The organism is Tunturiibacter gelidiferens (assembly GCF_051013345.1).
Classification (GTDB): Bacteria; Acidobacteriota; Terriglobia; order Terriglobales; family Acidobacteriaceae; genus Edaphobacter; species Edaphobacter gelidiferens_A.
This window is the reverse complement of sequence record NZ_CP132939.1, coordinates 3,034,657-3,057,029: the sequence shown is the minus strand read 5'-3', so window position 1 is coordinate 3,057,029 and position 22,373 is coordinate 3,034,657. Positions and strand designations below refer to the sequence as shown.

At 57.9% G+C, this 22,373-nt stretch carries 17 protein-coding genes and 1 pseudogene; 3 read left to right on the top strand and 15 right to left on the bottom strand.

The annotated features are described in order from the left end of the window. Window positions 1-48: 48 nt before the first annotated feature. A complete protein-coding gene (gene def / locus RBB80_RS15110; RefSeq protein WP_433969107.1) occupies window positions 49-588 on the bottom strand; it encodes a peptide deformylase in 540 nt (179 codons plus the stop codon). Continuing rightward, window positions 589-1,764 (bottom strand): chorismate synthase, encoded by a 1,176-nt coding sequence (gene aroC / locus RBB80_RS15105; protein WP_433969106.1) that lies wholly within the window; start codon window positions 1,762-1,764, stop codon window positions 589-591. Between the two features lie 216 nt (window positions 1,765-1,980). Between aroC and RBB80_RS15100 the strand changes: the two genes are divergently transcribed. Both RBB80_RS15100 and RBB80_RS15095 read left to right on the top strand, forming a co-directional pair. Continuing rightward, entirely contained in the window at window positions 1,981-2,454 is a 474-nt protein-coding gene (locus RBB80_RS15100; RefSeq protein WP_433969105.1) for a hypothetical protein, read from the top strand. Window positions 2,455-3,142: 688 nt separating this feature from the next. Then, the gene (locus RBB80_RS15095) at window positions 3,143-4,078 is read left to right on the top strand and encodes a LysR family transcriptional regulator (protein ID WP_433969103.1); all 936 of its coding nucleotides are present in this window, start codon (window positions 3,143-3,145) and stop codon (window positions 4,076-4,078) included. A gap of 338 nt (window positions 4,079-4,416) precedes the next feature. Here the strand turns inward: RBB80_RS15095 and RBB80_RS15090 are convergent, their stop codons facing one another. From RBB80_RS15090 to RBB80_RS15045, 10 genes and pseudogenes are all read right to left on the bottom strand, one after another. After that, window positions 4,417-4,740 (bottom strand): hypothetical protein, encoded by a 324-nt coding sequence (locus RBB80_RS15090; protein ID WP_433969102.1) that lies wholly within the window; start codon window positions 4,738-4,740, stop codon window positions 4,417-4,419. Between the two features lie 76 nt (window positions 4,741-4,816). Further along, window positions 4,817-5,088, bottom strand: a pseudogene (locus RBB80_RS15085) (TetR family transcriptional regulator C-terminal domain-containing protein); the annotation flags it as partial. Window positions 5,089-5,102: 14 nt separating this feature from the next. Further along, window positions 5,103-5,471, bottom strand: coding sequence for a TetR/AcrR family transcriptional regulator (locus RBB80_RS15080; RefSeq protein WP_433969101.1), 369 nt, complete (start codon window positions 5,469-5,471; stop codon window positions 5,103-5,105). A gap of 266 nt (window positions 5,472-5,737) precedes the next feature. Beyond that, entirely contained in the window at window positions 5,738-6,928 is a 1,191-nt protein-coding gene (locus tag RBB80_RS15075; protein WP_433969099.1) for a zinc-dependent alcohol dehydrogenase, read from the bottom strand. A 35-nt stretch (window positions 6,929-6,963) separates the two neighbouring features. Beyond that, window positions 6,964-7,614 carry an SRPBCC family protein gene (locus RBB80_RS15070; RefSeq protein WP_433969097.1) on the bottom strand — a complete coding sequence of 217 codons (651 nt, stop codon included), beginning with the start codon at window positions 7,612-7,614 and terminating at the stop codon, window positions 6,964-6,966. A gap of 204 nt (window positions 7,615-7,818) precedes the next feature. Beyond that, window positions 7,819-9,894: a beta strand repeat-containing protein gene (locus RBB80_RS15065; protein WP_433969096.1), complete on the bottom strand. Its 2,076-nt coding sequence runs from the start codon at window positions 9,892-9,894 to the stop codon at window positions 7,819-7,821. A gap of 200 nt (window positions 9,895-10,094) precedes the next feature. Continuing rightward, complete coding sequence (locus RBB80_RS15060) at window positions 10,095-11,834, bottom strand: malectin domain-containing carbohydrate-binding protein (RefSeq protein WP_433969095.1); 1,740 nt, start codon at window positions 11,832-11,834, stop codon at window positions 10,095-10,097. Next, a complete protein-coding gene (locus RBB80_RS15055) occupies window positions 11,801-12,838 on the bottom strand; it encodes a hypothetical protein (protein WP_433969094.1) in 1,038 nt (345 codons plus the stop codon). Before RBB80_RS15055 ends, RBB80_RS15060 begins: the two co-directional genes overlap by 34 nt. Before the next feature lie 288 nt (window positions 12,839-13,126). Next, on the bottom strand, window positions 13,127-14,086 hold the full coding sequence (locus tag RBB80_RS15050) for an IS5 family transposase (protein ID WP_433966992.1): 960 nt from the start codon (window positions 14,084-14,086) through the stop codon (window positions 13,127-13,129). 346 nt (window positions 14,087-14,432) lie between these two features. Next, window positions 14,433-15,983 (bottom strand): malectin domain-containing carbohydrate-binding protein, encoded by a 1,551-nt coding sequence (locus tag RBB80_RS15045; protein ID WP_433969093.1) that lies wholly within the window; start codon window positions 15,981-15,983, stop codon window positions 14,433-14,435. A 448-nt stretch (window positions 15,984-16,431) separates the two neighbouring features. On the opposite strand from RBB80_RS15045, the gene RBB80_RS15040 reads away from it, so the two are divergent. Beyond that, window positions 16,432-17,415, top strand: coding sequence for a transposase (locus RBB80_RS15040; RefSeq protein ID WP_433964555.1), 984 nt, complete (start codon window positions 16,432-16,434; stop codon window positions 17,413-17,415). A gap of 766 nt (window positions 17,416-18,181) precedes the next feature. On the opposite strand, the gene RBB80_RS15035 is transcribed toward RBB80_RS15040, so the two are convergent. The 3 genes from RBB80_RS15035 to RBB80_RS15025 form a co-directional block, all read right to left on the bottom strand. Continuing rightward, entirely contained in the window at window positions 18,182-18,592 is a 411-nt protein-coding gene (locus RBB80_RS15035) for a tetratricopeptide repeat protein (protein WP_433969091.1), read from the bottom strand. A gap of 89 nt (window positions 18,593-18,681) precedes the next feature. Further along, window positions 18,682-21,081: a protein kinase domain-containing protein gene (locus RBB80_RS15030; protein ID WP_433969090.1), complete on the bottom strand. Its 2,400-nt coding sequence runs from the start codon at window positions 21,079-21,081 to the stop codon at window positions 18,682-18,684. A gap of 360 nt (window positions 21,082-21,441) precedes the next feature. Beyond that, window positions 21,442-22,056, bottom strand: coding sequence for a PEP-CTERM sorting domain-containing protein (locus RBB80_RS15025; protein ID WP_433969088.1), 615 nt, complete (start codon window positions 22,054-22,056; stop codon window positions 21,442-21,444). Window positions 22,057-22,373: the final 317 nt, after the last annotated feature.

Here is a 22,373-nt window from a genome sequence, read left to right as displayed (position 1 = left end):
GCCACGAAGTGGCCGCCCCGCGCGCAGGGGCCCGTCCGGCAGGACACATTACCACTCGCCGTTCTTAATCAGCTTCTTAATCTTCCGAATCACCAGATCCCGCTTCAACCTACTCAGCCGATCAATAAACAAGACCCCATCGAGATGATCGATCTCATGCTGCATCGCCCGCGCCAGCAACTCCGTACCTTCAATCTCAAACCACTCGCCCCTAAAATCCTGCGCCTTCACCTTCACCCACTCCGCACGCGAAACCTTCTCGCGAATCTCCGGCAAACTCAGGCACCCTTCCTCTTCCAACTGCTTGCCTTCGCGCTCAATAATCTCCGGATTGATCAGCACAATCTTCTCCTCCGGATTCTTTTTGAAGCTCACATCGATCACCGTAATCCGCTGCGAGATCGCAATCTGCGGCGCCGCCAGCCCAATCCCCTGCGCCGCATACATCGACTCGAACATCTCCTCGGTCAGCTTCTTCAGCTTCGCATCGAACACCGTCACCACCGCACCCGGCTTCGCCAACACCGGATCCGGCCACTTCACCACCTCATGAATCTTCGTCTTCTTCTCAGTCGCCTTTGTCGTCACTCAATACGCTCGAATCTGCTCGCAATAGCCATTGAAATTTCGCTGCATCTCACGCAGCGAGTCACCGCCAAACTTCTCCACCACCAGCCGCGCCACCGTCAGCGCAACCATCGCCTCCGCCGCTACCCCAGCCGCCGGAACCACACAAACATCGCTCCGTTCATACGCAGCCTTCACCGGCTCACGCGTCTCAAAACTCACCGAACCCAGCGGCCTTCTCAACGTCGAAATCGGCTTCAAATACCCCCGCACCACCACATCTTCGCCGTTCGAAATCCCGCCCTCAATCCCGCCAGCATTATTCTGCTCCCTCGAAAACTTCGTGAACGCTTGGTCAGAACCCTCATATCCAATCGCATCATGCACCGCCGAGCCCACCGACTCCGCCGCCGTCACTCCCCGTCCCAACTCCACCGCCTTCACCGCCTGCAAACTCATCACCGCCTGCGCCAACAACCCATCCAAACGCTCATCCCAATTCGCATGCGTCCCCACACCCGGAGGCAGACCATGCACCACCACCTCAAACACCCCGCCCACCGTATCGCCCGTCCGCAACACCGCATCCACCTCAGCCTTCATCGCAGCCTCGGCCTCCGCATCCACGCAGTTCAACAAAACCTCGTCCTTCAACTGCAGCGCCGCAATCTCCTCCCAAGCCGCCGCCCGTCCAAGCTCCGCCTTCCCCACGCGGATCACATGGCTCGCAACCTCCACCCCCAAAGCCCGCAGCAACATCTTCGCCACCGCACCCGCCGCCACCCGCGCTGCACTCTCCCGAGCACTCGCCCGCTCAAGCACGTACCGCGCATCCGGAAAGTCGTACTTCAAACTCCCTGCCAAATCCGCATGCCCCGGCCGCGGCGAAGCAACAGCCTTATGCTTGCCCGGATCACCCGCCTCCACCGGCAAAATCTCCGTCCAGTTCTTCCAATCATTATTCGCAATCACCATCGCAATCGGCGACCCGATCGTCTTCCCATGCCGCACGCCGCTCAGAATATGCGCCGAATCCCGCTCGATCCGCATCCTTCCACCGCGTCCATAACCTTTCTGCCGGCGCCACAGCTCGCGATCAACAAACCCCTGATCCACGGTCACACCCGCGGGCATCCCACTCACCGTCGCCACCAGGCTCTCCCCGTGGCTCTCTCCCGCCGTAGAAAATCGCAACATCCGTATTAATCCCTCGAGAAACAAACGCCCAAACCTAAATTGTAACAACCCGTTCCCCCACTCCGTGATCGCATCCGTAACCGCAGGCGACTACACCGACTACCCTGCTATGAGCAACTCTTCGCCGCCTGATCTTCCAACTCACCAACAAATCGGTGCCGCGAACAACTCACCCCTCTCCTCAGGAATCGAAATAAAGTGATTCAGGAGAAACACATGTACCTAAGCAAGTCGTTCGCCCTCTCTGCTCTCGCCGTTGCGCTGGTGAGCAGCGTCTCCGCAGCACCCGCCCAGATCTCCGTCAGCATCGGAGCCGCTCCTGTATGCCCGTACGGATACTTTGACTACTCTCCATATCCCTGTGCTCCCTATGGCTACTACGGACCCGACTGGTTTACGGGAGGAGTCTTCATCGGCGCCGGTCCCTGGTATCACGGCCACGGCAACTTCTACGGCCACGTCGATAACCGCTACGATCCTCGCCACGGATACGCAGGTCCAATGCCCGAGCGAAACGAGCAGGCCTTCAACCACTTCCACGGCAACGAAGCCCGCGACCCGCAAGGCCACGTAGGCAACGCCGGCCACGAGCCAACCAACGAACACAGCGCCGGATTCCAGGGCGGCGGTCACCCCGGTGGCGGTAGCAGCCACGGCGGAGAAGAACGCGGTGGCGGCGGCCATCACTAAGCCCCAGCCAACCAGGCAATCGTGGCCCGCTTCCACAAGCGGGCCACTTCATTTTCGCGACTCAACGTTCCCAAATCGCCGGACGAGGAAGCCCCTGAACTCAGCTCGCCGCGGCTAAAACTCTCGACCACCTGCTATAACAAGCCAATGCGCAGGGATTACGCTCAGGTCTGCGCACATCAGATGGCTGCTCGGTTCTGAACCGGCCATCCGTTGGCAGGTCATAAGGGACCTCACAGGCGAAGCTCTCAACGTGGTTGCAGCTTAACGGTCGCGCGTCGCAACCGAAGGCTGGGGGAGCCCAGCCTCTCGCGCGCCAATCTCCTGCCGGCGACTGGGGCGGCGGCCGACGTGGGATCTCAGAGAGGAATGAATAAGGAATTCAGCAGGAAAATTGAGCACGGGCTTGCACGCGTGTCGGCTCGCATAGCGGAGCCGATGCTAGCCCTGCTTGACTTGCCGCATGTGGAAGTCCCTAAAGAGACCCGCCGATACGCTACTCGATGGTCTGGCACCCACGCATCGATAGCGACTTGCTACACGCGTGGCTTCGAGGAACCGCGCGTCAGATCTTTCGCCCTCATCCTCGCGAGCAAATTAGTAACGCAAAATCCGCATAGCGGAAGCGATCAAAGATTCCGCGCCTAAGCTTCGCGGCATTTCACTTATAACCGATTAGCATAAGTGCATGAGTTTCGATGACCGCCTTCTGAGTGGCGTGAGCGCCCTTGCAGCTGTGGTGAGGTCGGGCGGCTTCGCGGCTGCGGCGAGATCCTTGAACGTGTCCCAACCGGGCATTAGCCGTGCAGTAGCTCGGCTCGAAGCGCAGGTTGGAATCCGACTCCTGGAGCGGACCACACGCTCCGTCTCCCTCTCGGACGAAGGCAGGCGGTTTTACGAGACCATTGGCCCCATCGTGTCGGCGCTCGAAGACGCTACCTTCGCTCTGGCCGAAGGTAAAGTAACCGTCCGGGGCAGGCTCCGAGTCAACATGGACCCTTACTTCTCGCAGCTCTTTCTCGGACCGCCACTCAGTGGATTTCTCAAAGCATATCCGGAGCTTAAGGTGGACCTGATCACGCGGGAAAGCCTCGGAGATCTGATCTCAGATGGATATGATCTGGGAATTCGTTTCGGAGAGCCGCGCCCATCCACTCTCGTCGCCCGAAGATTGTTGGACACAAGAGTTCTTACCGTAGCCTCGCCCGGCTATTTGAAGAAACACGGACACCCTACCGACCCGCAGCAACTGATCGCGGAACAACATCGGATGATCGATTTTCGAGACCCGGAGACGGGCCGTCCCTTCGAGTGGGCATTCCGTAAAGGTCGAAAGGAAATCAAAGTTGAGACGCAAAGCCAGCTCACGCTGAGTGACGTCGCAACAATGCATGCTGTGTGCCTGGCAGGATATGGGATCGCTCAAGTTCTCGAGCTCGGCGTGGACGCCCATCTCTCGAGTGGACGACTGGTGACCCTTTTTCCGGATTGGGAGGAGGAACTTTTCCCCCTGTATGCCTACTATCCCTCGCGTCAATACCTCGCACCGAAGACGCGCACGTTTCTTGAGTTCCTATCTACGACGGCCCAGGCCTCGCACTCGCGCAAAATAATTCGAGGTTGATTCTGAAACCGCGACCGGAATCCCTGACATCCTGGTAATTGCTTCTCCAGTCCCAATCTTTTCGGCCCGCCTTTGGAGTTGGTACAAGTAGTCGCTTGGTTGCGAATGTCGAGAAAATTCCGGGTCAAGAGTTCCGCGACGACAACATTACGCAACGTCAGCTCTCCTGTTCAGAGGAGAAGACAGACGCAGGCCACCAGATCGTTCATCGGCATGGACGTCCGCACGGCGACCATTTCCATCAGCAGTGCAGAAGACGGCAGGAACGGCTTTGTCCGGTTTCTCAAAGTAATCCCGAACGCGCCCGAGGCGTGATTTCAAGAAACGAGACCTGTTTCCTATTGGCAGAAGGAAAGTATGGCGAAAGCCAGATCGACTGGCTTCTCCAGAAAGATCAGGTGGCCCGAATTGAGTTCGAGTGTCTTTGCGTCAGGAACCAGATGCTCCGAGTAAGGTGGCGGCACGATCTGATCGTGCTTTGCAGTAATCAGCAGCGTTGGAGCCTTGATTCTCGCGGCGTACTCCCGCACATCCACACTAATCTTGTTGGCGGTTCCCTCCGAGCGAAAGCTAGATAGCTCTTCCACTACCCGCGACCAGTCCTCTGATTTTCCCATTGTTCCATGCACGAGCACGATCGGTAGATCTTTGTCATCGATCAAGTAACGTCCCTCCTTCTCTGAATCCATAATTTGTTTTCATCTCGTGCACACTCGTGTTACCTGACAAAGCGTCATCTCAGGAGTCAGTTCTGAGTCTGACTGCAGTCTCCATGTACAGATCGAGGTGCCTTTGAGCGTCGTCTAGAGCCGCGGACCGCTTATTGATCCGTGCTACTACCGTTGCTCCCTCGAGGATGGAGATCATGAGGTTGGCGACCGAATGTGGGTCGATCTCCGGGTTGATCTCTCCGGCTGACTGGCCATCTTCAACAATCTTCGCCAAAAATCCTCCCAACCCTTCAGCGCCTTTCTGACCCTTGTGCGGAGGGCGAGGTTGCCGTCATCGGCATCTACTGCAAAGTTTAAAAGAGGGCATCCCCCGGAAAACTCGGGGTGTTGACATAGTTGTCTACGTGCAGTATCAGTTTGTCTACCGCGTTTGAAACGGTGTCGACGTTCCGAAGTCGTTTGTCACTCGTATCCTTCCACGCATAGTCGAAAGCGAGGAGTGCCAGTTCTTCCTTTGTCGAGAAGTGGCCGTAGAGCGTCCCTTTCTCGAGGCCGGAAGCCGCAACGATGTCCCCCATCGAGCATCCAGTGAATCCCTTTTGGTTGAACAGCACTGCGGCGGTTTCTACGATCTTCTGACGGCTGCGCTCACCCTTCGTGACGGCTGCTTTCGTTTTTGTAGTCACATCAGGAGGCCACAGCCCCTGTGTTCGTGAGGCCACCTCGAGACAGTCGCCACCTTCGACCGCCGTATGCCGACCGGATTTACCGTTTCGCAGACCAATCGCTTCTATGTCAATTTCCAAGGTGGGGTGACGATGTTCCGTTCGCGGTCGCCGAAGTCATCCACGGGAAGGCGGTCGCTTCCCGGATGCTACAGACAACGACTGGCCGGGACGGAAATCAGCTGACCCGACTCATTTTTCATTGTCTCCATGCACTGCGGTGAGCCTGCAACCAGGGGGCGATGTTCGGCAAAGCGATACAGCTATGCTGCGGCTTCTGACCACGGATCGATCACAATCTTCGTCACGTTCTCTTTCTTATCTCTCCAAACCTTGTACATTTCGGGAGCCTGTTCCAGTGTAATGCGATGGGAGATGATGTAGCTTGGATCGATCTGACCCTTCTCGATTCGCTCAAGCAGTGGCTTCATATACGTATGCATGTTGGTCTGACCCATCTTCATAGTGATACCTTTGCCAAATGCCGCACCGAAGGGCACTTTGTCGAGAAGGCCACCGTAAACTCCGGGGATCGAAAGCGTGCCACCCTTACAGACCGCTTGAATAGCCTGACGCAGCACACTCGGCCTATCCGTCTCCATCAACAAAGCGACTTTGATCTTGTCGTAGGTTCCCTGCAGTTGAGCCGAATGTGCCTCCAGACCCACAGCGTCTATGCAAGCATCCGGACCAACACCACCAGTCAGATCCTTGAGCGCATTCAGGACGCTGACATCTTCCTCGGAATAGTCGACAGTAATTGCGCCAAGGCTTCGAGCCATCAAGAGACGTTCCGGAAGTCGATCGATCGCAATCACTCTTCCAGCACCAAGCATGAACGCGCTGGCGATCGCGAACTGACCCACGGGTCCACAGCCCCAAACGGCCACCGTATCTCCAGTCTGAATCTGCGCATTCTCAGCCGCCATGTATCCGGTGGGAAAGATATCGGAGAGGAACAATACCTTTTCATCCGGAAGATCGCTCTCGATCTTCAATGGCCCAATATTCGCGAACGGAACACGCGCATATTGGGCCTGACCTCCGGCGTATCCGCCCATCATATGGGAGTAGCCAAAGAGGCCCGAGCCGGAATATCCATAAGCTGCTTCCATCAGATGTGCATTGGGATTGCTGTTGTCGCAGGCCGCCCAGATCTTCTTTTTACAAAAAAGACAGTTGCCACAAGCGATGGTGAACGGTACGACAACTCGATCGCCTCGGCGAAGATTGCTGACTTCCTTTCCCACTTCTTCGACAATGCCCATGAACTCGTGGCCCAATATGTCTCCCGATTCCATGGTAGGAATAAACCCGTCATAGAGGTGTAAATCCGAGCCGCAGATGGCGGTTCGTGTGATCTTGATAATCGCGTCATGCGGATTCAAGAGCTTGGGATCCGCTACCGTGAGTGTTTCCACTTTGCTCGTTCCCATCCAACAGACAGCCTTCATAAATCCTCCAATTTCGAAACCAGAAGTGGATAACCCTAGCTCGCGATCCGATTCGAGCCCGGCGGAGTCGGGATTGTCTCGCCATAGGTCGACGCCTTCATCTTTCCGATGAGGCCGCGATTCTCATGGGGTTGTCCTTGAGTTCTTGGAATTTCGCCGGTCTCGGCGAGGGCCTTGAAGTGTCGTAGATTTTCGATCACCGCTTGTTTCGGGTTGCGGCCTACGAACGTCTCCCAGACGCTGGCCAGCTTGGCCATACGGAACTCCTGCAGCACTGTGACCATAGTGCCGCGATCTCCGGGAGAATCCTCAAAGATGACCTCACCTGCATTGTTCGAATCGCCGCCGATGGATCGCCACGCGATTCGTTTGCCGGGTTCATCTGCCAAGATTTCCGAATCCCATTCAATGGCTTTCCCCTCGGTCTCCATGACCCAATGCGACGTTCGCTCACCTGTTACTACAACTCGAGTGATTTGCTCTTGCCAGGCTGGCGCGGCCTCGACATTGCGCCACATAGCATAGAGATCGTGAGGGTCCGCTTGAACCAAAGCGGACGTCCTCACCCATAGCTTGCCATCTTTGTCCTCGGGCGGAGGCAGATAACGTCCATCGAGAATCATGGCCGCAGCTCCGATAACGGGCAGCTCTTCCGCATATGGCTTTTCTTTTAAAGCATGGGACATCGCAATCTCCTTTGCGTATCCGTACAAACGCAATGTTCGGGTTCGTCAAGCTTGCTCGCAGACGTACTGACATAGACGCGCAGACTCTTGATTGCGTGGTCTGGCCTTAAATGATCAAGGCCCATCAAAAATGGGCCTCGATCCTGACTTCTATTTTTCGGACTTGTTATTTCTCAGAGTTCGGCTTACGACCTAATCGAAAAACTAGAAGTTGGCGCATTGACCGTGCTTTGAAGCTGCGACATTTGAGCCGCCAGTGATTGACGTGTTGCCCGAGCATTGGAGGTTGCCGCGAACCTGGTTGGTGAAGACCTCGGTGTCGGCAGTGTTGTTCTTGTCGACCAGGTTGCCCTGGAGGGTGTTGCCGTTGACGACCGTGCTGGCGGAGTTGGTTTGCACGGTGAGGTTGTCGCTGATGGTGTTGCCTAGCACGCTGACCAGGGCCGTGTTGCTCTGGACGGTGACGTTGCCCTGGACGGTGTTGCCCGGGCAGGAGGAGCCGTCAGTAGTGCCGACCAGCACTGGGGTGCCGTTATTCTGGAGAGTGAGGTCACCCTTCACTGCGGTGCCGCAGACATGGCTTGTCGCCGAGCTCGCCGGCGTGCCCTGGACCTGGAGATTGCCGGCGATGGTAGTGCCGGACGTGATGGAGAAGGTGCCGCCGCTGATCTGGAGGTCTCCGCCGAGGCGTGTGTGCACGAGTTCGACTGTGCCGTTGGTCAGGTGGAGGTTGCCGCCGACCGAGCCTCCGACAAAGACGCAGATCTGGTTGGCTGAAACGGTGATGTTGCCACTGAAGCTGCCGTTATACGCGCCATTGCATTGCGTACCTGCGGCAGGTACGGAGCCTGTGAAGGTAACGTTATACGTGCCACCTACGAAGCTGAAGATGTAGTTGACCGCGGACAGGGAGCCGGTGCCGATGGTGATCGGATAGGTGCCCGGCAGGCTCAAGGCATTGGCAGTGGTGGCCAAAGCGGGCGCGCCGCTGACGGCGGAGCTGCTATCGCCGTTGACGAAGCCGGTGATTGTGGCTCCCAGCATGGGTGGGGTGCCGAACGGGGCTGAGAGGCTGTTCGCTGTGACGGTGAGGACTGCCGGGTTGACCCGCTGCAGGACCGACGCGTTGGCGGTGGTGTAGTTGGCGATATCAGCGGGGGTGAAGGTGGCCGACAGGGTCTGCGCACCTGCTCCAAGGGCGACCCCTGAAGCCGGAGAGTAGGTGAAGCTGCCCGGAACGGAGGCGGTAGGGTTCAGTTGCGAGGGGCTGAGTGTCGTACCGTAGGTGATGGTCGCGGGTGTCGCCCATGTGATGTTCGGCGTGGCGCGATTGACCTGCAGAACCACGGTGACCGTATTGGTGGCGTAGTTGGCCGTGTCGGTGGGGGTAAACGTGACTGAGAGGGTGTGGGTGCCGGCTGCCAGCGTTCCGGAGGCCGGCGAGTAAGTGAAGGTACCGGGGACGGAGGCCGTCGCGTTTAACTGTGAGGCGCTAAGCGCTGTGCCGTAGGTGATGGCTGCCGGTGTGGCCCAGGTTACCGTGGATGCGGCTTGAGCAACGGTGAAGCTCTGTGAGACCGGGCTGGCTGCCGCGTAGGTGGTGTCGCCTGCCTGATTCGCAGTCACCGTAACCTGTCCGGCGCCGGTGATCGTGAGGACAGAGCCTGAAACTGTGGCGGGTCCGGCGACGGTGAAGCTCAACGGCAGGTTGGACGAGGCGGTGGCCGAGAGGGTGATCGGACCGGTCCCGTAGGTTACTTGAGACAGCGGGCCGAAGGTTATGGTCTGGGGGATGGCGGTGCCGGTTTCGGAGAAGCTCGCCGGAGCGCTGAGGCCGGCGACGTTGGCCGAGATGGTAAGGGTTCCACTGGAGCTTGGCTGCGCGATGACCTGCGCCTGGCCGTTGCTGTCGGTGACCGCGGTAGCGCCAGATGGGAAGGTCAAGCCAGTGCCGACAAAGGTGACGGTCACGCCAGCGACTGGGTTGGACTCTGCGTCCTGCACGGAGACGACCAGCGGGTTGGCGAAGGCTGTGCCAACCTGCGCGGTCTGGTTCGAGCCGGAAACGGCGGTGATGCTACCGGGGCCGCCGGTCTGGGCTGTGACCTGGTTGGACGGCGACGAGCTGCCGTTTGTGTTGGTGGCCTCGACGACATAATAGTAGGCGGTGGCTTCGGTCAGGCCGACGTCGGAGTAACCGGTGGCTGAGGTGGTGATGACCAGATTGGCCGACGAGGGAGTGAAGCCCGGGGTAGTGGAACGAAAGAGCTGATACTGCACGCTGTGGGTGGAGCTTCCGGTCCAAAGGAGGTCGATTTCACGGCTGGAGGCGACGGAAGCCTTGAGCGCGGTGGGAGCGGCCGGCGCGGTGGGCGGCGTAGTGGCAGAACTCTGAGTAGCGGCGGTGGCTTGGTTGGAGGGCAGCGAGGTGAGGATGGAGTTGTTCGCCTCGACGATGTAGTAGTAGGTCGTGCCGGGCGTCAGGGCGGTGTCGGTGAACGAAGTGTTGGCGATGGTGGTGACCAGCGTGCTGGGCGAGGGCTGGAAGCCGGGGTGGTGCTGCGGAAGAGCTCGTAGACGGCGTTGCTGGTAGAGCTCGCGGTCCAGTTGAGGCTGATCTGCGTATCGGAGAGTGCGGACCCGGACAAACCCGAAGGCGCAACCGGCACGGGCACGGTACCGAGTCCGATCTCGATGCCGTTGATCTGGGCATTGTTGGCGGCGCCGTTGGAGAACTGGATGGTGATGATGCCGTTGGTGTCGGCGACGGCGTAGAACGACTGCACGTTGGCGGTGAATTCGCCCCCGGCGGTGGCGAAGATGTCGAAGTTATTCAGTACCTGCGTGCCGTTGATGGCCACGTTGAACTGGCGCTGCTTTGCAGCTGTGGAGAAGTTATCCGAGAAGTGCAGGTCGACGATATAGCTGCCACCCGGCGTGAGTCCGGGAGCGGTGTAGGTGAAGCTGCCGCCGTTGGCCCGGCGATTGGTCTGGTACACGGCTGCCGGGGCGGGGTTGAGGATGGAGGAGGGAATCGTGATGGCGTGCGTGGTCGAGCTCCCAGGCGTGCTGGCACCGGTAAATCCACCATCGGCGGACCAGCCGGCGGGAGGCGCTGTGCCGGTGTATCCGCTATCGATCTTAAGGACGTCCGTGGTGATCTTGCCGCCGTTGGCTACGGTCGTGGCACTGGCCAGATTCGACGGGGACGAGGTTCCGACGGCGCCGGTGGCCTGAACGAGGTAGTAGTAGGTGCTCGATGGGCTCGCTGTCGTGTCGGCGTAGGAGAGGCCCGACACGCCTGTGATGATCTGGTTGGCGGTCGAGGGCGTGAACGAGGAAGTGGTGCTGCGATAAACGCTGTAGAGGACGCCGGGTGTGGAAGTCGCCGTCCACGTGAGATTGATCTGGGTGGGCGAGATGGACGTGGCCGTGAGGACCGTAGGCGCGGCCGGGCAGGTGGTGGAGCAGGGGACGCCCTGGTAGAGGGTGACGTAGCTGGTGATGTTGCCCTGCTGGACTATGGTTCCGGCGGTGTTTACCGTGTGGGTGATAGAGCCGCTGCCGTTGAGGAAGACCGAGACGGCGTCGTTGACGATGACGCCGACCGCGTCCGGCACCGTGATGGCGCTGTCCTCGATGATGGGCAGGCCCTGGTTGAAGAAGGAATAGACGCCGAGACCGTAAGCCGCGTGCGAGGTGACCTGGCTGGAGACGGAATAGGAAGAGTAGCCATTGGCGTTGCCGTTCATCCAGGCGCCCTGGTTGGGCACGTCATAGGGCAGCTCACTCTGATAGAAGATGGTTTCGCCGCCGTTGCCGTTCCAGACGACCTGGTTCTGTTCGAAGTGTTCGACCGCGAGGCCGAGTGCGGTGACGTTGTCGCCATTGACGACGAGGCCGTGGTTTGCGACGTTCACAGTCCAGCCGACCGGGGTCTGGCCGTGGTCGGCACGCCAGATCCAGGTGTTGTCTAAGATGACGTCGCTGCTGTCGATCTCAAGACTGGTGTCAGCCAGGCCGGTCGTTGCGCCGCCGATTCGAAAAGAAACATCACTGATCCAGGTTGGATTGTCGTGGTGGCTGGCCCCCGGCGCCCCGGGCGTTCCAACCTGCACCAGCACCGGCGAGGAGATTGGGCCCGCGTCGATCATGAGGCCGGCGATCTGGACGCCATCCACATCGGCTACGGTGATGGCGGGGGTGCCGTTCTGGGGCACGAGGGTTGCGTAGCCCAGGCCGAGGAGGATGGTGTTGGGGTTGGTGATGTTGATGGAGCCGGCGTACTGGTAGATGCCGGGGTCAGGATGAGGTTCTGGCCGAGAAGCAGGGCGTTGTTGATGTCCGCCAGCGCGGTGGAGGGCTTGGCGATGAAGAACGTGTTGATGGGCAGTGAGTAGCCGTTCTGGTTGCCGTTGGCCCAGGTAATGCCGGAGGAGTTGCGCTGGGCGTCGGGGACGAAGACGTTAAAGGCGCTGTTGCCATCGACGTAGAGAAAGGCCTTCTCGCGGCTGACTGGGGTGGTAGGCAGTACGGTGTAGCGGTTGCCGGTGGGGTACTGCGGGATAGGCGCGCCCTGCACGCCGGAGAAGACCATGTTCCACACGCCGCCCGACCAGCTGCCGATGGTGCTGTTGCGGGTGTACCACTGCTGCTGGGAGCAGGGGTTGACGTTGCCGGTGACGAGGGTGTCGGAGATGAAGCCGCCGCTGGCAAAACCGCAGTTCGTGTTAGTGAGCTGCAACGGGCCGTTGATGTTCATGCGCCGGAAGTCGGCTCCCTGGGAGACAGCCCACTGCAGGACCGTCGGGGCGTTAATGGTCATGTTTTCGAGCGATCGCCAGAAATTATCCGTGACATTGCCGTTGCTGTCGGTGAGATTGGCAGTGAGAAAACCGTTAATGGTCACCGACTGGGGGCTCTGGCCCAAGCCGGCGACGCCTTCGTAATAACCTACCTGCGCTTGCGTGCTATAGGTCCCGGGCATAAAGAACACCTGGTACCGGTTTGTGCTGAACTGCGCCTCGGCGTTGACCGAGTTCAATGTGTTCTGGATATCGGCAGCCGACATGCTGGGATCGATGATCTTTACGTTCGGACCGAAGTCGGGCGTCTGAGCGAGAACGGGGGCTGTGAAGGAAGCTGCAACGCAAATGCCGAGCAGGGCCACGTTGAAACGAGACTTGAATATTCCGGAGATCGACTTGGGGATATGGCACATCATCTTGGCTTGCTCCTCGGGCCTTCACAAAAGTGTTCACGTTCGGAGACTGGCCTCAGCGCTGGCTGGAGGCTGTTCGCTTGCCATTCGACCTTCGGCAGAGCAGCCGGAGGAATTTGGGGCTAAGAGGTATCCGACGTGACGCCCGAACCTAGGGAACCTCTGCGTAGGCGTCTGACTTTCTGGGGTCAGGGAGTGGGCATGGAAGATGCGCGGGTTTTGGTTGGTTTGATGCTGTTGGAGGGCTAATTGGAACGCGCATCCGCCCGTTTTCCGGGGCTTCCAGGCGCACTACTGCCCAAGGACTGCCAGACGTTTGCGGTGCAGGTACAGGTTCACCAGCGCGAAGTTCGCGCACAGGCGGTGATGGTTCTTCGCGATGCCTCTGTATCTCACTTTGTCGAAGCCGAAGATGCGCTTCAGGATCCGGAACGGATGTTCTACCTTGGCCCGCACCCTCGACTTACTCCGGTTCTTCTTTTTCTGTAACTCGTCGACATAGTTTTTGAACTTCGTCCGCTTGCAGGTCATGTCCTGTGCCTTCGGAGCGGCCTCTTGGATGGCGTCGGTCTGGCCCTGATAGCCGCCGTCGCCCCACACCTTACGCTCTTGGCCGTGCAGCAGTTCCGGTAACATGTGGCAGTCCGCCACGCTGGCTGCGCTCGTCGCCACAGAGTGGACGATGCCCTCCCTCGCGTCCACGCCGATATGCGCCTTCAGGCCGAAGTACCACTGGTTGCCCTTCCTGGTCTGGTGCATCGCCGGGTCGCGCTCGCCACTCGCGTTCTGGGTCGACGAAGGCGCATGCAGGATGGTCGCATCGACAATCGTGCCCGTCGCGATCTGGATGCCCCTGGCATCCAGATGCACGTTCACCGCATCCAGCATCAACCCGCCCAGCTCGTGCCTCTCCAGCAGATGACGGAACCGCAGGATGGTCGTCTCATCCGGCGCAGGCGCAATCCCAAGGTCCACGCCAACGAACCGCCGCAGCGCCGCAGACTCGTACAACGCCTCTTCCACCCCAGGGTCCGACAGATTGAACCACTGCTGCACAAAGTAAGTCCGCAGCATGATCGCCAACCCTACCGGCTGCCGTCCCTTGCCCGCCTTCGCATAGTGCGGTCGTACCAGGGCTTCCAGCGCAGACCATGGAACCACCTGCTCCATCTCGTCCAGAAACAACTCCCGCCGACTCTTCCGCCCGTACTTCTCAAACACACCCTGACTCGACAGACTCTGCTGCTTCATCGCAATCTCCTCGCAGCTATCAGATTAATCAATCAGGCAAGCGATGCAGAACTTGTGCAGACTCTCCCTAGCACTTTCATAGAAAGCCCGTCTTGTTACATCACGTGAACGTTCTAAGACTGCCTGTTACAGATTGTTACTGGGGCTTTTTGATCTTTGTAGATCTGAGATTTCGGAGGGTGATATGCGGGTGTTACAGAATTTGTGAGGGCGCTTGCAGGAGCATCACCCTCAGCGCCATGTGCCGGGGGAGGGAATGCGACGAGTATATTCAGACGAATTGGTAGAAACGATGACGGGCGGGAATCCGGAACCGGTGCTTTCGCATCATGCGGGGACGTCGGATCTAATCTTCGGGAATCACTTCGATCGCGTTGACAACCGCGTAGTTCACAACGGGCAGGAAGGATAGCTCGATTCTGCCGTCAGCGCTCGCCTGTATGCCTTCGAAAGTTTTCACGACCGGCGCTGAGCCGCCTTCGCGGAGAATATCGAAGTCTTTGAGCAGCATGTTTCCGTTACAGGCTACGTCGAAGACTCTGCTGCCTAATCCGCCGATGCCGCCGTTCTCGCGGCCAAACCATGGCTCCCGGAAGTACAGCCGTAGTCGATATTTTGCGAACGGTACCGCCGGTATGTTGTAGCGGAATCGGCCGATGCGGTCGAATGCGTACATCCCGAGGTTCGAAAGCCGCGCCTGTTGGGGAGTCTGTCCACGCCGTCCCCCACTGAAGTATCGATCGGAGAGCCAGAACTGTTTATTGCTATCAAGCGTTGAGGCCGGGCCGGCCAAAAGCCGCACGAGAACCTGCTTGCCGGAAGGCTCAGGCAGGATTTCGACCGCGTTCAGCAGCGACACCTCACTGATGTAGTCGAGGTGGATTGCCCCGTCATTCTCTGGTGTCACCCCGGTCACGATAGTGGAGGTTGCGATGCCGTCGCCACCTGCTTCGCTCACGACGTCGAAGCCGATGTTGGGTCCAGCATTGATCGAAAAAGTGGCGGGCCGGGTTGCCGCTTCAAGGTCCGAAGCTTCGGCAAAATGAAGATGAATCTCATACGTGCCCTGTTTGACCGGGAAGATGCAATGGGCGATTCCACGCACTCCGCTCTGGTAAAGGTACGGATCTTCGGTGCCGCCAACTCGCAGATTCGACAACTGGGTGTTTGTTCCACCCTGACAGTACCGCGCAAAAGACCAGGTTAAGCCCGAGTGATCGGTGTATGGTTTGCGCTCTACTCCCATGAGGGCGCGGAGTTGATCGGGCGGAGGTCCAGATGGCGCCAAGGCTCCAGCACTGTGGACAAGTCCCCGCATTTTCGGGAAGTGCGTGTGTGAGGCCCATGTCGTATAGCAGACGATGACGGTGAGAATCACTCCAATCCACCGGCCAACCTTTGCGCGGTTTCCCGGATGATATTCGGGATCAGCAGGCGGAGCAAAGATTGTAGGCTGCGCCGACCGCGATTGGACGATTTCAACCGGATCTTTCGCTTCCGGCGGATGGGCTTCTGTAGCAGGGACGGCCACGGGAACGAAGGTCGGTACGTAGCGTCCTGGAGGCATGACGACTCGGAATGGCCGCGACACACCTGTTGTCTGGTAGATATCGTTCAGTCGTTTTCTAAGCGAATGAACCGTGACCCGCACGATTGTGTCGGTCTGTGGGTCGAAACTCGGCCGGCGGCCCAGTGCTTCTACTGCAATGTTGTATTCCTTGATCTGGTCGGCTCTGCCAGCAAATCGCTCTTCGCAGACGTACTTCAGCACACGCGCGATGTTCGCCGAGCGGCCAAGGACGCCAGAAGTCAATAGCCAGTCCAGTTCCGCACGCTCGAGTACTAAATCATCGCCGAGCGCATGCTCCGATTCGAAGATGGTTCCGCCTGTTGCCACAGCCCGCCATTCTACACAGAACGCCTCGTTTTTGGGCTCTTCTTTGTAAGTTACTGCTGATAGGGCTGTTACACTCGATCGCTAACAAACGCTAACGTCATTCTGGGCGAAGGCTTACGTCGGAAGTCTCACTCGCACGATTTAAAGCACCCCCTTACCTAAGCGGAATCCCGGATGTGATCCAACAAAACACCTGGCAAATCCAACCCACTACGTTCTCCGCTCGACAGAGGATTTTACAGAGGCTAGGCGTCTGACTGGTATGTTCAATTGTTGCTAATCGCCAATGCACGCAATATAAAAGGCGCCCACTTTGCTGTAGGTTGTGGTTATTCGTATCACCACCTACCGAAAGGAGCGGCGTTATGAGCCAAGAGAAATATATCGGCATGGACGTCCACCAAGCAACGATCTCGGCTGCAGTCACAGATTCCCGGGGAAGTTGATCATGGAAAGTATTCTGGAGACGAAAGCGGCCACGATCCTTGAGTTCCTCCAAGGGCTACACGGAAGTTTATCGGTGACCTTCGAAGAAGGAGTCTCTGCGGCCTGGTTACATGACCTGCTGAAACCTCACGTCACCCATCTCGTGGTCTGCGATCCGCGCAAGAACGCCCTGTTGAAAGACGGCAGCAAGAGTGACCGAATCGATGCGCGAAAGCTGGCGGAGCTGCTGCGTGGCAACCAGCTCACGTCGGTTTACCATGGCGAGCACGGGATGCGCACCATAAAAGAATTAGGTCGCAGCTACCTAACCATTACGAAGGATCTCACACGAGTCATGAATCGGATCAAAGCCCTCTACCGAAGCTGGGCCATTCCCTGTAGCGGTACCAGCGTCTATGCACCGCGGCATCGCACAGAATGGTTAGACAAGATCCCGGAACCCGGAGTTCGTCTCCGGGCCGAACGGCTCTATCAGCAACTGGATCTGCTGCAACCAGTGCGTCAGCAAGCGCGACGCGACTTGCTGACCGAGAGCCGCAAGCATCATGCCGTGAAATTGCTTCGCCAGATTCCTTCGATCGGTCCGATTCGTGCAGCCTTGCTGGTTGCGCAGCTGCAGACGCCCCACCGTTTCCGTAGCAAGCGCCAGCTGTGGGCTTACAGTGGTTTCGCGCTGGAGACCCACGACAGCGGCGAGTATCGCTACGTCCGAGGGAAACTGCAACGAAACCGGGAGCGCATGACCGTGCGTGGCCTGAGTAACAACCATAATCCCGATGTGAAGAATCTCTTCAAAGGGGCTGCGATCTCCGCTAGCACTCACCCTGGCCCCCTGTACGATTTCTATGTTGCTCTTCTTGAAAAAGGAATGCGACCGACGATGGCGCGTCTCACCCTGGCACGCAAGATTGCCAGCATCACTCTAACGATTTGGAAGAAAGGAGTGGATTTCGACGCCACACAATTGCATCGGCAAGAAGCTTGAGCGTCTCTGATAAGGAGGCCTTTCCATCTCCGGCCATTCTCTTAGGTGGTGGTCGGTCGGGTTCTCGAGACGCTCGGTTCGAGGTGAGTATCAGTCAATGAGTTCGGCCTTGTGTGCTTCGGCACCGAGTCACTAATGCACGCTATGCCTCCTCGGATAACCAGAAATAGCGATAGGCCACGAGCCTCAAATAGAACCATGGTTGACATTCAAATACCAGGTCCGCTTGCCCAAGTCTAAGACTCGATTGGCGTCGTCACCACCGGAAGATGCAAGCCACGGAATGGCAAACAAGCCAAGACAAACCTCTCGAGCGAATCGAGGGGCACGTTCACAGGCAGTGGGCTGGATCTCGAGACAAAAATCTTCTCGGCGTCCGGTCGAGGGAGAAACTTTTTCTTGACATCCCTTTTTATAGAACTCATCGAGCGTTCGAGATACTCATGGAGGGCCTTCAATCTTCCGGGTTCCCGGCTGCGCGTGGGCTGAGGCGACACGAAGCCGTTGGCCTGAGGATTGATGACCTACAGCAACGCGAAGAACACTGGGCAATTGTCGATTTGGTGGGCGAGGCAGGACACGTCCAAACGATTCCGATCCCGAGAAAGGGCAGTTGGACGAGTGGCTGAGGGCGGCTAGAATTGACCGCGGTAGGATCGTTCGCAGGGTTCACCAGGATGGGGCGGGAGGTTCTGGCACGTTAGCCGACTAACCGGCACCACGCAGGAAACCCTACTTCCGCGTGAATAGCACATTTTTCCTTTGGTTATTGCAGCTTCGCATATTCCGACTTAGCTGCAATAAAGATCGGGATGTCGGGATTGGCGTCTTTCCAGAGCGTGAAGAAATTCTGGTAGGCGGCACGCGCTTTTACTTTGTCGCCCGACAGGATATACGCCCTACCCAGCTCGAGATGCGCCAGTGACCCAATCGGCTGATTCATACTAATGCCCGGATGATCGATCAGCTTCTGAAACTCAGCGGCAGCCGCTACTCCGTTTTGTGTTGCCAGATACGCATGTCCCCGAACCCACACTGGGTAGAGATAGGGAAACGTTAGTGGTCCACCCAGTTCATATGGCGCCACTGTTTCCAGATCCAGAATTCCCTGCGAGGGATTGTGCTTACTGATTTCGATCGCACCATGAACGGTTGGCAGGCAGTAAAGTTTTAACATCGTATCTGTGGAGGCGGTTCTCTCCCTCTCCAGTTGCTCGACAAGCCTCTTCGCTTTCGCCGTGTCCCCCAACCGAGCAAGTGTTAGCGCTACGAGCAATTTGACATCGCTTCCAGACTGCAGTGATAGCGCTGCATCAGCGTTTTCCCTCGCTGCGGCCGTGTTCCCGAACTCGGCTTCGCGCAACCCTGCGAACGCCCGCCATATCGCCGCAGTCTCCTTCGAGCCGACCCGAACCGCGGACTCCACCGCCCGTCGCGAATCATCCCGTGCCCGCACGAGCCTCCCGTAATAGGCATCGGTGTCTGCCTGGCCGGAGAGCATTGCATCTTCATCTCCCGTTCGCCCCGCCGCCCAGGCGAGCTGTTGCTCCATCCCCTTACTGTCACCTTGCCGAAAGGCCAGGAGATAGAGATTCCCCCGAATGTCGAGTCCGTCAAAACCCTTCCCCGGGCCTCTCGCAATATCTTCTCCGCATCATCCAACCTGTCCAGCGCAATGTACTCAAAGGCAAGGTTGCCGTAAACCGTTGTCCTTGACGCGAGCCGAAGCGCCTCTTGCGTCTCGACCACTGCTTTGTCGTATTGCCCAAGCTGTTGGTAAATGACACCGAGATTTAAAGGCGGCGTGCCATCCCTGGGATAGCTCCTCGACCACAGGACGTACTCTTCAATCGCTTTCTCCAACTCTCCCGTAACGGCGTGATAGTAAGTGGTCGAGATTCGGTATCTTTCGCGCTCGCTTACCCGATCCCGCAGCTCATACGCTCTGGTCGCATTCTCCGCCGCCAAATCTCTCTGATTCAGATTGAAGTACGAGGCGCCAAGTGCCGCATACGCCATTGCAAAATTTGGATCGAGTTCAATCGCACGCTTAAAGAAGGGAATTCCGTCCGCATCACCGGTCCGGCGTGCCACCCTATTCCCCTCGCTATACGCCTTCAATGCCTCCAGCGAAGGCGTGGTTGCCTCCACCGGCACATCGAACTTCTCCACAGTGGCCATCGACTCGCCCAGCTTCGTCCGTAGTTTCCCTGTTGTCTTTCCCAGAGTCTTCAGCACGTCCCGCTTGCCCGCCGCTGTCCCTTGCTCACTCGAAAGGATGTCTCCGCCACCGCAACTGACCGCGTTCAGCCCGATCACGTACTCCCCGCCCAGATTGGAGATCGATCCAAGGACCGTCGCCTTGCTGCCCGTCCTAATGCAAACTGCCCGTGCCAGCTCCGGCGTTATACGTTGCGCCGCCGGCTGGCCCATCAACCGCAGCGTCTCCTCGATCTTGCGATCGGAGACAATATTCAGGAAGGGCGATTGGTTGAGTCCAATCGTCAGAGCTTGCTTCAGCGCATCGTCAAAGACCGGATCGCCGGTCTTGTTGTCGAAGTCCGCCAGCAGCACACTGTCTTTATCGGTGAGCGGCACCGCCTTCGCCGAATTAGCTGATAGGCGCGATCGCAGGGCGAGCGCTCCGGTCACCACGGCGATCAGCGTCAGAGCCGTCACCGCAAGAGGCTTCCGGGCAGATACGATCCGGGAGCCCAGCCGCAAACCGGAAGGCGCCTCCGGATCCGCAGCGCTCAAGCTTGCCTTTGCGACGCGGTCCGTGTCCATGTCCCGCTTCAGCCGCTGCAGGTCAGACCGCATCTCTGCCGCGCTCTGATAACGCAGTGTCCGGTCCTTCTCGAGCGCCTTGTTGACGATTCTCTCCAACTCCGCTGGTAAATTGGGATTCAATCGGACCGGAGCCACCGGAGCGCGATTCAGTATGGCGTCGAAGACTTCCGCGGCGCTGCCTCCTCGAAATGGCACCTGTCCCGTCGCCATTTCATAGAGAACCCCTCCAAACGAGAACAAATCGCTACGCGCATCCAGTTCCCTGGCTCGTGCCTGTTCCGGCGACATGTAAGCAATGGTTCCCACTATATTGCCGGAACTTGTTAAATCGTTGAGGTGCGGATCTTTGCTTGCCGTGATCTCCTCGTCATTGGTTACTTTCGGCGCTGGAGCAAGCTTAGCGAGACTGAAATCCAAAACCTTCGCATGGCCTCGCTCCGTCACGAAGATGTTCGCAGGTTTGATGTCCCGGTGAAGGACGCCGGCACTATGAGCTGCGTCCAGAGCATCGGCAATCTCTATCGCGAAAGACAGCACCGGCTCCGTATCCAGTGGTCGTCCCGCGATCAGAGACTTTAGCGTCGTCCCCTCTAAATACTCCATAGCGATGAAGGATTGGCCTTCATGTTTGCCTACCTCATAGATAGTGCAGATGTTGGCATGATTCAGCGCGGATGCAGCACGGGCCTCGCGGTCGAAACGGTTCAGTGCTTCCAGGTCTGAGGCGAACCCGTCAGAGAGGAACTTCAGGGCCACAAAGCGGCGCAGCGTAGCGTCCTCCGCTTTATAGACGATGCCCATACCACCACTGCCGAGCTTATCAACGATGTGGTAATGAGAGATGGTCCGGCCGATAAGAGAAGACGAGTCTGCCATCAGGTGGTCATCTTAGGTTGGGTCAAGAAGCAAGTCAACGAGGCGAGATGGATGCCACAACTTTCTACGTGGATCTTAAGTTCCTGCGAGGATGGGAATCCCGGCACGCCTAGGAGTCGAAGACAACGCGTTGAACGGTCAGGCCTGCCGCAGCACATCAAGTTCAAGAAACAGTTCAAACCGATGGGATTTGCCGACAGAGACGACCACGGTTCGGTCTACCGCACCTGAGGGCTGAAGCGCACGCGAAATTGAGATAGTCTTCGGCAGGCGCGGGCTAAAACTCAACAACGAATGGTGAACTTCTACGCTCTCCCGAGATGCAGAGCTTCAATAATCTTTTACCAGAATAACTCGTGATCATTGAGATAGGAGTCTGCGACGCATCATCGCGGCAATGCCGAAGATGCCCGAACCGAGCAAAGCAAGCGTTGAAGGTTCAGGGGTTACTCCGACGCGACTCGTAATGTCCAAGTATTCGTAGGTGTAGCCATGAGCACCATCGATCGCTACTACGTCACCTAAAGAGTTGATCAGCCCATCAATGCCATTCTCTGTTGAAATCTGCACCAGATCAGTGGGGGTTCCCGTCAAAAGTTGTCCGGGGCCGCTGATCTCAGGAGCGGTGAATAGTTCTCTCCCGTTATTGCATCTTGGCGTAAGGTCTGGTCCAACGATTGCGCCCGAAATCGAGCACGGTGTCCCGTTATCGTATGCCAGAAGGGGAGCAGTACTTGAAACGTCCACAAGTTGGCCTGACACGTACGTGTCGAAGCAGGGATTGTGTCCGCCGCAATTGACCGTGAAGTCCTCCAGGACTACATCGCCTGAGTCATCGATTCCGTATGGAATCGGCCGATCTGAGTTTAGCTGGACTACTTGGTACCTGTCTGCGCGGGCAGTAACGCTAGCAAACATGCATAGTGCGAGCGCGATCGGACCGGACAGGGCTTTGAAGATGCGCATATGTTTCATCAGATTTACCTCCAGGAGAATTACGGTGCCTTGATAGTGCCCCCACGTTGTTTGCGTTTCAAAGGGAGGGGTTCAACTGCGGGGCGAAAATTTCACCGCAGAGGCCGATTGAAATTTCCGAACTAATTGATTCGGCAAGAATCCTATTCATCTGACCGAACTCTTGCAATGGTTTAGCCTGTCTGCACCACAGCGAAAGCACGTAGTAAAGCCGCACATCCAACCCCGCCACTCGGACCACCGCAGACAGGGTGATCGCTGAGCAATCTGATTCAGAATGGAAGATTCAGCAAGGTAAGGGGCAGTGGCGACTACGT